The following is a 12,002-nucleotide window of genomic DNA, read 5'->3' as shown; positions in this document are numbered from 1 at the left end:
TGCGTTGAGAATGAGCAACCCGTTGGACAAGATCATTCGCCGCGAATGTATTGCTCCAGTTGTCGGATCAGGTCGGCCTGTTCGGCGATGGCTTCCTTGACCAGGTCACCGATGGACAGCAGCCCGACGAGTTTGCCGTCTTCTACCACCGGCAAATGGCGCAAGTGCTTCTCGGTCATGATGCTCAGGCAGGTCTCGACATTCTGGTGCGGGTCGATGGTGATCACCGGGGAGACCATGATGTCACTGACCTTCGTGCCCACCGACGAGCGCCCGTGCAGGACCATTTTGCGCGCATAGTCGCGCTCGCTGATGATCCCCAGCACCTCATCGTTCTTCACCACCAGCAAGGCACCGACGTTCTTCTCGGCCATGCGCATCAGGGCCTGCAATACCATGTCGTCCGGTGAGATGGTGTGCACTTGCTGGTTCTTCTCGTCTTTTATCCGGAGCAACTGCGCGACGGTTTTCATGGGGAGCCTCGGGTGTTGTTTTTGCAGGTGGTTAAAGCATCGTAGACCCAACGGCGCAGAGCAAGCGGTAAAGCGGCGGCCAATCGTCCAAAAACGTCATTGCCGGTGAATTCACCACCGAAGTGACGCCATGCACCCTGTGGCGAGGGAGCTTGCTCCCGCTGGGCTGCGCAGCAGCCCCTGGTTGTTGGCATTCGCCCGATATACCGAGGTGGTCGGTTTTGGGGCTGCTGCGCACCCCAGCGGGAGCAAGCTCCCTCGCCACAAAAAGCAGGTGGGTGTCAGTTAAGCAGGTGGGTGGTGTGTCAGTTGGGCAGGTGAAGTTCCCCCGCCACAGGTAGAATCATCGCCTACGCAAAATTCGAGGTTGCAGCGGTGGATCTACAGCAGGGCTTCGTCCTGACCCGGCATTGGCGCGACACCCCGGCCGGCACCGAAGTCGAGTTCTGGCTGGCGACCGACGCCGGTCCCCGGCGCGTGCGCCTGCCCGTGCAAACGTCGGTGGCCTTTGTGCCGCAGGTCCAGCGCGGCCAGCTCGAAGCCTTGCTGCAAGGGGAGAAGGACATAGAACTGCGCCCCCTTGACCTGCTGGATTTCGAGCATCGCCCGGTGCTGGGCCTGTATTGCCAGCAACATGCCCAGCTGATGCGCCTGGACACCACCTTGCGCCGCGCCGGTGTGGAGGTGTTCGAAGCGGACATCCGGCCGCCGGAGCGCTACCTGATGGAGCGTTTCATCACCGCCCCGGTCTGGTTCGGCGGTACCCCGGCCGCGGATGGCCTGCTGGCAGATGCCCAGATGAAACCGGCGCCCGATTACCGTCCACCGTTGCGCCTGGTGTCCCTGGACATCGAAACCACCGCCCAGGGCGAGTTGTATTCCATTGCCCTGGAAGGCTGCGGCGAGCGCCAGGTCTACATGCTCGGGCCACCTAACGGCGACGAGACCGGCGTGGATTTCCAGCTGGAATATTGCGAATCGCGAACGCTGCTGCTGAAGAAACTCAACGACTGGTTCGCCCGTTTCGACCCCGACGCGATCATTGGCTGGAACCTGGTGCAGTTCGACCTGCGGGTGTTGCATGAACATGCCCGGCGGCTGGCGGTACCGTTGCGCCTGGGGCGTGGTGGCGAAGAAATGCAATGGCGTGAGCACGGTGCGCGCAACAACCACTTCTTCGCCTCGGCGGCCGGTCGGCTGATCATCGACGGCATCGAGTCCCTGCGCTCGGCCACCTGGAGTTTTCCGTCGTTCAGCCTTGAAAACGTCGCCCAGACGCTACTGGGGGAGGGCAAGTCCATCGACAACCCGTACCAGCGCATGGACGAGATCAATCGCATGTTCGCCGAGGACAAGCCGGCCCTGGCCCGCTACAACCTCAAGGACTGCGAGCTGGTAACGCGGATCTTCGCCAAGACCGAACTGCTCAAGTTCCTCTTGGAGCGGGCCAGCGTCACCGGCCTGCCAGCGGACCGCAGCGGTGGTTCGGTGGCAGCCTTCACGCACCTGTACATGCCGCTGATGCACCGCCAGGGCTTCGTTGCCCCCAATCTTGGCCAGCGCCCGCCCGAGGCCAGCCCGGGCGGGTTTGTCATGGACTCTCAACCGGGGCTCTACGAGTCGGTGCTGGTGCTGGACTACAAAAGCCTGTATCCGTCGATCATCCGCACTTTCCTGATCGACCCGGTGGGCTTGATCGAAGGGCTGCGCCACCCGGATGACGACGAGTCGGTACCCGGCTTTCGCGGGGCGCGCTTCTCCCGTACTCGACACTGCCTGCCGGCCATCGTCGCGCGGGTCGCCGAAGGCCGGGAAACCGCCAAGCGTGAACACAATGCACCGCTGTCCCAGGCGTTGAAAATCATCATGAACGCATTCTATGGCGTGCTCGGTTCCAGTGGCTGTCGCTTCTTCGACACACGCCTGGCTTCGTCCATCACCCTGCGTGGCCACCAGATCATGCAGCACACCCGCCAGTTGATCGAAGCCCAGGGGCATTCGGTGATCTACGGCGATACCGATTCCACTTTCGTCTGGCTGCGCCGCGCCCACGGCCAGGAGGAGGCGGCCAAGATTGGTCGCGAGCTGGTGGCGCACGTCAACCAATGGTGGCGTGAACAGGTGCGTGCCGAGTTCGGGCTGGAAAGCGCGCTGGAGCTGCAGTTCGAAACGCATTTCAAGCGCTTCCTGATGCCGACCATCCGAGGTGCCGAGGAGGGCAGCAAGAAACGCTACGCCGGGCTGGTGACCCGCGCCGACGGCAGCGATGAAATCGTCTACAAGGGTTTGGAAACCGTGCGGACCGATTGGTCGCCGCTGGCCCGGCAGTTCCAGCAGGAGTTGTACGGGCGGATCTTCCACCGCAAACCCTACCAGGACTATGTGCGCGATTATGTGCAGCAGACCCTGTCCGGTGCCTTCGATGAGCGGCTGGTCTACCGCAAGCGCCTGCGTCGACCGCTGGACGACTATGAACGCAACGTCCCGCCCCATGTACGGGCCGCGCGGTTGGCCGATGAGTTCAACCAGCGCCAGGGCCGTCCGCGGCAATACCAGAATGGCGGCTGGATCAGCTATGTCATCACTGTCGCCGGTCCCGAACCGCTGGAAACCCGCAGCGCACCAATCGATTACGACCACTACGTGACCAAACAGCTGCAGCCGGTGGCGGACGCGATCCTGCCGTTTGTGGACGATGACTTTTCGACGTTGGTGGGGGGGCAGATGGGGTTGTTCTAACGGCTGTCGTTTGCGAGGCGCTGGACTGCTTTTGTGGCGAGGGAGCTTGCTCCCGCTCGATTGCGCAGCGATCGCAAGGATAATGGGGCCGCTACGCGACCCAGCGGGAGCAAGCTCCCTCGCCACAAAAAGCTTCTGATCGCGAGGGTCAGACCATCGCCAACCGCTGCTTGCCCTGGGGCTGGGGAAAGATCAGGTCGAGGGCGGCCAGGTCCTGGGGATCGAGCCTGAGGTTGGCCGCTTCGGCATTCAGGCGCACATGCTCAGGCTTCACAGCCTTGGGAATGGCAATCACGTTGTCCTGGCGCAGCAACCAGGCCAGTGCTATCTGGGCCGACGTTGCGCGATGGCGCTCGGCAATTTGCCCCAGGGTGTGATCCTTGAGCAAGTGCCCGCCCTGGCCGACCGGGCAATAAGCCATGATCGGCATGCGTCGTTGCTGGCACCAAGGCAGCAGGTCGAATTCGATGCCGCGTTCCTGCAGGTTGTACAGCACTTGATTGGTGGCGCAGGCCGGAGACGCCAGCTCCTCAAGGTCATCGACGTCAAGGTTCGACACCCCCCAACGGCCGATCTTGCCTTCTTCGCGCAGACGCTCGAACGCTTCGACGGTTTCTTCCAAGGGGTACTGGCCGCGCCAGTGCAGCAGGTAAAGATCAATGTAATCGGTGTCGAGCCGGCGCAAGCTGCGTTCGCAGGCGAGGGGAATGCCTTTACGGCTGGCGTTGTGGGGATAGACCTTGCTCACCAGGAACACCTGCTCGCGCAGGCCGGTGATCGCTTCGCCGACGACGGTCTCGGCGCCGCCTTCGGCATACATCTCTGCAGTGTCGATCAGGGTCATGCCCAGTTCGATCCCTAACCGCAGGGCGGCCACTTCTTTTTTGTGATGGGACGGTTCTTCACCCATGCGCCAGGTGCCCTGGCCAATGACCGGTACGGACACACCCGCCAATTCCAGCGTCCTCATGGCTCTCTCCTGTTGTGCTGATCCATCATCCAATGGACAGCAGGATAGTAGGAGCTGGCGAAGCCTGCGATCTTTTGATGTTTCGCTCCAGACTCAATTGTCTGGGGAAAGATCGCAGCCTCGCTTCGCTCGACAGCTCCTACGGGTGTTGCGCAGCTTTTCTATTTCGTGGAGAACTTCAATACCATCGTCTGGGTGTAGGTCTGGCCCGGATCAAGCCGCGTCGAAGGGAAGTCCGGCTGGTTTGGCGAGTCGGGGTAATGCTGGGTTTCCAGGGTGAACGCGCCCCAATGCGGATACACCTTGCCTTGCTTGCCCTTGACGGTGCCGTCGAGGAAGTTGCTGGTGTAGAACTGCACGCCAGGTTCGCTGGTGTAGAGCTGCAGGAGTCGTCCGGACTGTGGGTCATGCACCTCGGCGGCCAGTTTGTCCACATCGCCCTTGGCATCCAGCACCCAGTTGAAATCGAAGCCGCCCTGTTTCGGTTCGGCGAACTTGAGTTGTGGGTGATCAGCCTTGATGTGCGTGCCGATGGCGGTGGGCTTGGTGAAATCCATCGGTGTGCCGGCCACGGGGGCTAGCTCGCCGGTGGGAATGAGTTTGCCGGTGACCGGGGTGTAACGGGCCGCGTGCAGGGTCGCGACTTGTTTGAGGATGTCACCGTTGCCTGCACCCGCCAGGTTGAAATAGCTGTGGTTGGTCAGGTTCAACACGGTCGGCTTGTCGGTGGTGGCCTTGTAGTCGATGCGCAGCTCGTTCTTGTCGTTGAGGCTGTAGGTGACATCCGTCTTCAGGTTGCCGGGAAAGCCCATTTCGCCATCCGCCGACAGGTACGTCAGGGTCACGCCCACCGAATCCTTGTCATTGCTCGGTTCGGCTTTCCAAACACGTTTGTCGAACCCTTGTGGCCCACCGTGCAAGGAATTGTCCTTGTCGTTCTGCGGCACCTGGTAACGCTTGCCATCCAGCTCGAACGCCCCACCGGCCAGGCGATTGCCAAAGCGGCCGATGGTCGCGCCGAAATACACGCTGCCGTTCTTCTGGTAGCCCTGCACATCGTCGAAGCCGAGCACGACATCAGCGGTCATGCCGTTTTTGTCCGGCACGATCAGCGACTGGAGGATCCCGCCATAGGTGATGACGGTCGCCTCGATGCCGTGGCTGTTGCGCAGGACGAATTTCTCAACCGCGGTGCCGTCGTCGGTCTTGCCGAAGGCAACGCGTTCATTGGTCAGGCCGGCGGCCTGGGAGGAGGTGGCAATCATCAGAGAGACTCCGAGGGCCGTGAGCAGATGTCTGGATTCAAGCATGGTGTGACCTTCCTTCCTGTTGTTTTGTTGTTGTTTTAACGCGGTCGAGTCCGTTACTTGGTCGGACAGCGATGAAGGTTTTTCTGTTCAGTAGTCTTTCTATTTGAGGGCTGGAAAGGGATTTATAGCTATAAATCGGGATTTATCAATTAAAAAGTAAGACTAATTGAGCGAGGCGAGGCTTGCCCAAGCGAACGCTTTCACCTCGGGCGTCGCACTTTTGCGGTTTTTACAGCTCTATCCTTGGCCTGGAAGCGGCGACCCCCATCGCTTCCCCATGCCTAGATTGAGACTCGATGGCCGGTGTTTTTTCTTCTGTGACGAGGTTGCGCCAGGCCTGCATGGCCGGATTGGTTGGTGTGTCGATGCTGTTCAGCGGCGGCTGCAGCCATCAACAGGGGCAGGACATGGTCACGCAGTTCAGCGAAGCCAGGCCCCAGGAGTTCTTGCAGACCAGCGTCGACCGCATGGCGACGTTGTCGATGCACGACAATTTGCAAAGCCTTTACCTGCTGATGAGCAAGCTGTACCTGCGCAACCCCGAGGAACTGCGCAAGTCCGGCTTTCTCGACGCCCGCACCGCGGAAAAACAGGTGCGCATGGCCATCGAGCAGCAACAACCCTTGCCGACGTTGGGGGGCAAGAAGGACTTGGCCGCCCTCAGCTATGCCATGAGCCCGGAATTTCTCGGTGATCGGGTCGGGGCGTTCATCTATGCCATCGGCAGCATGTTGGTCACGGCTCACGGCAATCGCCTCGAGTTCTACATGACCGATACCATCGACCCGCGTTTTGTCAGCAATGCGGCGCGCAACATCGAAAAAGCCACTTGGCTGCTCAGTCAGCGGCAGAACAAGGACGGCACGCCGTTGCTGTTTTCCAACGAGATTTCGGAGGAGGGCAGCAACCTGAGTTTCGCCGTGGAGTTCGGCAAAATCGTCGCCCGATTGGACCTGCTGACCCAGATGCTCGATGAGCGTTACCGGCGCATCGGCTTGAATTACGCCCAGAGCCTGCTGTTCCTCAACTTCCTGCCTGTCCAGTGAGCTGAGAAAAAGGAATAAAGATAGATCACATCGATATAGGGGGTTATAAGAAAAATCGCTATGCTCGCGGCCAGATTTTTCACGCGGTCGTGTCGAGACGGGTTCAATGGATTTCGGTAATGTCGGTTTAGTCGTTGCGGGCCTGGTGGTCGGCTTCATCGTTGGAATGACCGGCGTTGGCGGTGGTTCACTGATGACCCCGATCCTGTTGTGGTTTGGTATCAACCCCGCGACAGCGGTGGGCACCGACCTGCTGTACGCGGCCATTACCAAGTCTGGCGGTGTCCTGGTTCACGCAAAAAACCGCAATATCGATTGGGCAATCACCGGCTGGTTGACCCTGGGCAGCGTGCCGGCGGTCGGCTTGACGCTGTGGTTTCTCAGCAGCCTGCACAGCTCGCCCGACGCTATGAACGCGGTGATCAAACAAGCCTTGGGCTTTGTGTTGTTCGCCACCGCCCTGGCGATCCTGTTCAAGAAGCGCCTGCTGCAATTCGCCCATGATCGTGCCGGCGGTCATTACAACCCCTCCGGTTCACGACTCAATGTGCTGACGGTCATCACCGGCCTCGTGCTGGGCACGATGGTCGCGTTGACCTCCATCGGTGCTGGTGCCCTGGGCACTGTGGCGCTGTTCATTCTTTATCCGTTCCTGGTCACCAAGCGCCTGGTGGGCACCGAGATCGCCCACGCCGTGCCGCTGACCCTGGTGGCTGGCCTGGGCCATGCGAGCATGGGCAACATGGATTGGCATATCCTGGGTTTCCTGCTGATCGGTTCGTTGCCGGGGATCTACCTGGGCAGCCATTTGTCGGGACGCATCTCCGATGAGGTCCTACGGCCTTGCCTGGCGGTGATGCTGGCGATGATCGGCTTCAAACTCGCGTTCTGATTTGATCGGAGTCATGGGTCCATAGCCACAGTCATACCTGTAAACCAGGTACTGATGAGGCCAAGACCCATGAGCAGCCCAGCCAGAGATCTGCTGCAACGACTACGCCGGCGTGGCGCCGAGCCTCGCACCGACATTGCCGATATCCTGCGTCACCACGCCGAGCCATTGCCTGCCGAGGACAGCCCGGCCTTTGGTGAGATGTTCGATCGCTTCGCTGATGCCAAGGTCGTGTTGATTGGCGAGGCCAGCCACGGCACCCATGAATTCTATCGGACCCGTGCCGCCATTACCCGACACCTGATAGAGCGTCACGGCTTCAATATCGTTGCCGTCGAAGCGGACTGGCCCGATGCCGGGCAAATCGACCGCTGTGTACGCGACTTGGGGCCGTCGGCGTGGAAGCAGCAGGCATTCGCCCGATTCCCAACCTGGATGTGGCGCAATTGCGAAGTCCAAGGCTTCGTCCGTTGGTTGCGAGATTACAATCTGGAGCAGCCCATGGGGCAGAGGGTGGAGTTTCGCGGCTTGGACGTCTACAGCCTGCGTCACTCCATCGATGAGGTGCTGAACTACCTGGATACCAGCCATCCGGACATGGCCCGTGATGCCCGTCACCGTTATGGCTGCCTCACGCCCTGGCACGACGACCCGGCGCTGTATGGTCATTTCACCGAGCGCGGCAACCTGGCGACGTGTGAAGACGCCGTGGTCGAGCAGCTCAACAGCTTGTTGGCCAAACGCCTGGATCCGATGATCAGTGATGATGAGGCCTTCTTCAGCGCCACCCAGAACGCCCGGGTCGTGCGCTCCGCCGAACAGTACTACCGGGCCATGTACCGCGGCGGCAAGTCATCGTGGAACCTGCGGGACCGGCACATGTTCGACACCCTTCAAACCTTGTTGGAGCATCGGGGCACTGATGCGAAGGCGTTGGTCTGGGCGCATAACTCCCACATCGGCAATGCCGCCGCGACACGCATGGGCTGGGAAGGGGAGTTTAATATTGGTCAGCTATGCCGCATGGCTTATGGCCGCAGTGCGGTGTTGCTGGGCATGGGCACCGACCGTGGCAGTGTCGCGGCGGCGGACGATTGGGATGCGCCGATGAAGATCAAACAGGTTCGGCCAGCGCTGCCCGGCAGTTGGGAGCACCAATTCCTCCAGGCCGGAGTTCATGCCTCGTTGACGCAATGGCGCACCCATCCTGACGAGGCACTCCTGGACGCGCTGTCCGAACCCCTGCTCGAACGCGCGATTGGTGTGATCTACCGCCCTGAAACCGAGCGTCAGAGCCATTATTTCGAAGCGGTGCTGGCGGAACAGTTCGACGCCTGGCTCTGGTTCGAACAGAGCGAAGCCGTTACGCCATTGCCGGCGCCGCAGGTCCTGGAGCACGAGGAGGATACGTTCCCGTTTGGCCTCTGAACGCTGTGCAGGGCGGTTGCGCAATGAACGTGCTCGCCTAAGCTTCAAGGCAGGCAGGCGCAGTATCGGGCGACGCTCGCGGAACAATCGCCGCCCTGTGCAATCAGTACAGCGTAACTATCAAAAGGAGAGGCGCATGCTCATTCGGTCGTTGACCTTCGCTACCTTGCTGGCCATCGCCGGCCCCCTGTTCGCTGCCGATGGCGACTCCCCTCTGGTGGCGGAAGTCGGCAAGTCACGTTCCCTGATCGTCATTGCGCCCAGCACGGTCGATCCGGCCTGGATCAACCTGAAAAAGGCCTTGGATGAACCGGCGGGCAAGCAGGGTTTTTCCGAGCGCAACATGGTGCTCTACACCGTGCTCAATACCATCGGCCAGCGCGATGGCAAGGACCTGGACCCGCAAAGCACCATGGCACTGATTCGCTCCCTCAAGCTGGGCGCCGGTGCCCAGACCAAGATCATCCTGGTCGGCAAGGACGGGGAAAAGAAACTCGAGCATTCCGGCGCGATTGAATTGGAGGACCTCTTCGCCACTGTCGATAAACTCCCCGTCGCGGAAAAAGAAGCAACGCCACCAGCGCCCCCTCCCACGCCCGAGCCTGCACCGGCCAAGGATGCGAAAGGCACCAAGCCTGGCAAGGCCGCCAAGCCGGCGGCGGCGCCGAAGCCATTGGAGGATTGACTCCCGCTAGCGCCGAGGCCGCTTTGTGGCAAGGGAGCTTGCTCCCGCTGGGCTGCGCAGCAGCCCTTTGCTTTTTTTCAATGGATTATCGAATGACTGGTTTGGGGCCGCTGCGCGACCCAGCGGGAGCAAGCTCCCTCGCCACAGAGAAACTCATCACCCCGAGGCGTCATGAGTTATTGGTGTTCCAACGCCATCAGGATCCGATGCGCCGCCTTCACCCGTTCCTCGATCGGGTAGTTCTTGTTGGCAAGCATGACGATCCCCATGTCCTTTCCAGGCACGAACGCCGCGTACGCGCCAAAACCGTTGGTGGAGCCGGTCTTGTTGATCCAGGCGCCGTCTGGCGCTGGGAGGGGCGGGGCCAGGGGTTCGACTTTTTGAGGCGTCAGGGCCATCTGCGGTGTGTTGCCGGCGAGCAGGTCATCCAAGCTGAACGGCGCGGGGTAGAACTCCCAGCCCAGTCCCTGGTTCATCCCGCCAACGCTGTAGAAACCGGTATGGGTCGTGGCGATGGCCTGCTTCAAATCCGCGTCCAGTTTTTCAGGTCGCAGGTTGGCCTCGATGAAACGAAGCAGGTCCGACGAGCTGGTTTTCACCCCGTAAGCCTCGGCGTCCAGGGCGCCAGGGCCGACCCGCACGGGCTTGCCGTCTTTTGCATAGCCTTGGGCGTATCGGTCCATCTGATCCTGCGGTACCCGGACATAGCTGTGCTTGAGGCCCAACCCTGGCATCAGCGTGCGCTCCATCACTTCGTCAAAAGGTTGCCCCAGGCTGCGGGCCGCCAGATAACCGAACAGGCCGATGCTCGGGTTTGAATAAAGTCGCTGGGTGCCGGCCGGGTAGAGCGGCTTCCAGGTCTTGAAATAACTGAACATCCGGTCCGGATGATCCGCCTCGTCGGGAAACTGCAAGGGCAGGCCGCCAGCGGTGTAGGTAACGAGATCGAGCAGGCGGCTGCCCTCCAAGGCGCTGCCGCGCAGCTCGGGCGCAAAGCGACTGGCCGGATCCGTCAGGGACAGTTTGCCCCGGGCCTGGGCATAGGCACCGAGGGTGGCGGTGAAGGTCTTGCTGACCGAGCCGATTTCGAAAAGGGTCTGGTCGGTGACCGGCTTTTTCGTGTCCTTGGCGGCCACGCCGTAGTTGAAATAATGCCGTTGGCCGTTGTAGGTGATCGCCACGGCCATGCCGGCGATGTCCTGTTGTTTCATCAGTGGCTGGATGACGGCATTGACCGTGTCTTCAATGGGCTCCTGGGCAAAGCCTGTGGACGTCCCGCAGGCCAGGAGAAGAGTCCCGGCGAGTATCGATCTGGCAATGTGCATGGTGCAGCGCTCTCGTTGGTCTTCCTGAAGGAGGGCAATCTAGGGCGTTTTGGGCTGTCCGGCAATCCGAGGCTATCGGGCTGCGGCATGTTTCTGAGCAATCTGACGGAGCCGCGGGAACCTTCCCACAAACGGCCCGGTTGCCCCCGTGACCGGACCTCAAGCCAAACCACACAAAGCGGCGGCTGCCGGGTAAACTTGCGCTCTTTCTAAAGGAGTTCACATGAGTTACTACCAGCCCGGCATTCTCGCCACCCCTGTTCCGCCTCAGGCCCGTCATTTGTTTTTTGCCTTGGAATCGGTCGAGGCACTGCCGGCTGCGCTAGACAAGCTCCTGTTGCTGCTCGATGGCCGGGCCGTGGTTGGCTTCGGCGAATCGCTGGTCCAGGCGCTAGGCGCCGAGGTCGATGGCCTGCGGGCTTTTCCTGCGTTGGCCGGCGTCGGCGTGGACAACCCCTCGACCCAGCATGCCCTGTGGTGCTGGTTGCACGGTGAAGACCGCGGCGAGCTGATGCACCGCAGTCGCGCCATCGAAGCGGTGCTGGCCCCGGCACTGCGCCTGGTGCAGATGAACGAAACCTTCCGCCACATGACCGGCCACGACTTGACCGGCTATGAAGACGGCACCGAAAACCCCCACGACGAAGCGGCCGTCGCCGCCGCCCTGGCCCCGGGTGCCGATGGGCTGCGCGGAGGCAGTTTCGCCGCGATCCAGCAGTGGCAGCACGACCTGGACGGTTTCGCGGCGATGCAGCCCCATGAGCGCGACAACATCATGGGCCGGCGCCTGAGCGACAACGAAGAACTCGACGACGCGCCGGAATCGGCCCACGTCAAGCGCACCGCCCAGGAGAGCTTCGCCCCGGAGGCCTTCGTGGTCCGGCGTTCCATGCCTTGGATCGAAGGCGACCGTGCCGGGCTGATGTTCCTGGCGTTCGGTTTCTCCCTTGACGCCTTCGAGGCGCAATTGCGGCGCATGAGTGGCCTGGAAGATGGCATTACCGACGGTCTGTATCGCATGAGCCGCCCGATCACCGGCGGCTATTACTGGTGCCCGCCGCTGTTGGAAGGACGCCTGGATCTGCGCGCCCTGGCCCGGTAGACGCAGCGGTATGTGCAAAGCGTGACGCGAAC

General features: G+C 61.3%; 10 protein-coding genes. 6 read left to right on the top strand and 4 right to left on the bottom strand.

The window, feature by feature from the left end:
• Nucleotides 1-32 precede the first annotated feature (32 nt).
• Nucleotides 33-473, bottom strand: coding sequence for a CBS domain-containing protein (locus ACLH0I_RS19025; RefSeq protein ID WP_030138503.1), 441 nt, complete (start codon nucleotides 471-473; stop codon nucleotides 33-35).
• Nucleotides 474-848: 375 nt separating this feature from the next.
• Between ACLH0I_RS19025 and ACLH0I_RS19020 the strand changes: the two genes are divergently transcribed.
• Nucleotides 849-3,212 (top strand): DNA polymerase II, encoded by a 2,364-nt coding sequence (locus ACLH0I_RS19020; RefSeq protein ID WP_411385093.1) that lies wholly within the window; start codon nucleotides 849-851, stop codon nucleotides 3,210-3,212.
• A gap of 148 nt (nucleotides 3,213-3,360) precedes the next feature.
• Here ACLH0I_RS19020 and ACLH0I_RS19015 read toward each other — a convergent pair whose 3' ends face one another.
• Both ACLH0I_RS19015 and ACLH0I_RS19010 read right to left on the bottom strand, forming a co-directional pair.
• Nucleotides 3,361-4,182, bottom strand: a complete 822-nt coding sequence (locus tag ACLH0I_RS19015; RefSeq protein ID WP_411385092.1) for an aldo/keto reductase — start codon at nucleotides 4,180-4,182, stop codon at nucleotides 3,361-3,363.
• 161 nt (nucleotides 4,183-4,343) lie between these two features.
• Nucleotides 4,344-5,492, bottom strand: a complete 1,149-nt coding sequence (locus ACLH0I_RS19010) for an aldose epimerase family protein (RefSeq protein ID WP_186708518.1) — start codon at nucleotides 5,490-5,492, stop codon at nucleotides 4,344-4,346.
• A 341-nt stretch (nucleotides 5,493-5,833) separates the two neighbouring features.
• Between ACLH0I_RS19010 and ACLH0I_RS19005 the strand changes: the two genes are divergently transcribed.
• The 4 genes from ACLH0I_RS19005 to ACLH0I_RS18990 all read left to right on the top strand — a co-directional run bounded on the left by ACLH0I_RS19005 (nucleotide 5,834) and on the right by ACLH0I_RS18990 (nucleotide 9,543).
• A complete protein-coding gene (locus ACLH0I_RS19005) occupies nucleotides 5,834-6,538 on the top strand; it encodes a hypothetical protein (RefSeq protein WP_250964640.1) in 705 nt (234 codons plus the stop codon).
• Between the two features lie 106 nt (nucleotides 6,539-6,644).
• Complete coding sequence (locus tag ACLH0I_RS19000) at nucleotides 6,645-7,430, top strand: sulfite exporter TauE/SafE family protein (protein ID WP_186708523.1); 786 nt, start codon at nucleotides 6,645-6,647, stop codon at nucleotides 7,428-7,430.
• 69 nt (nucleotides 7,431-7,499) lie between these two features.
• Nucleotides 7,500-8,858, top strand: coding sequence for an erythromycin esterase family protein (locus ACLH0I_RS18995; RefSeq protein WP_411385091.1), 1,359 nt, complete (start codon nucleotides 7,500-7,502; stop codon nucleotides 8,856-8,858).
• Between the two features lie 136 nt (nucleotides 8,859-8,994).
• Complete coding sequence (locus tag ACLH0I_RS18990) at nucleotides 8,995-9,543, top strand: DUF4174 domain-containing protein (protein WP_250965325.1); 549 nt, start codon at nucleotides 8,995-8,997, stop codon at nucleotides 9,541-9,543.
• A gap of 176 nt (nucleotides 9,544-9,719) precedes the next feature.
• On the opposite strand, the gene ampC is transcribed toward ACLH0I_RS18990, so the two are convergent.
• Nucleotides 9,720-10,868, bottom strand: coding sequence for a class C beta-lactamase (ampC, locus tag ACLH0I_RS18985; protein WP_250965326.1), 1,149 nt, complete (start codon nucleotides 10,866-10,868; stop codon nucleotides 9,720-9,722).
• A 223-nt stretch (nucleotides 10,869-11,091) separates the two neighbouring features.
• On the opposite strand from ampC, the gene ACLH0I_RS18980 reads away from it, so the two are divergent.
• A complete protein-coding gene (locus tag ACLH0I_RS18980; RefSeq protein ID WP_250965327.1) occupies nucleotides 11,092-11,970 on the top strand; it encodes a Dyp-type peroxidase in 879 nt (292 codons plus the stop codon).
• The last annotated feature ends 32 nt before the right edge of the window (nucleotides 11,971-12,002 follow it).

This window comes from Pseudomonas sp. MPB03 (genome assembly GCF_046605385.1).
Lineage (GTDB): Bacteria > Pseudomonadota > Gammaproteobacteria > Pseudomonadales > Pseudomonadaceae > Aquipseudomonas > Aquipseudomonas zanjanensis.
Note: the sequence above shows the minus strand (reverse complement) of the source record. Positions and strands in the feature narration are given on the sequence as shown.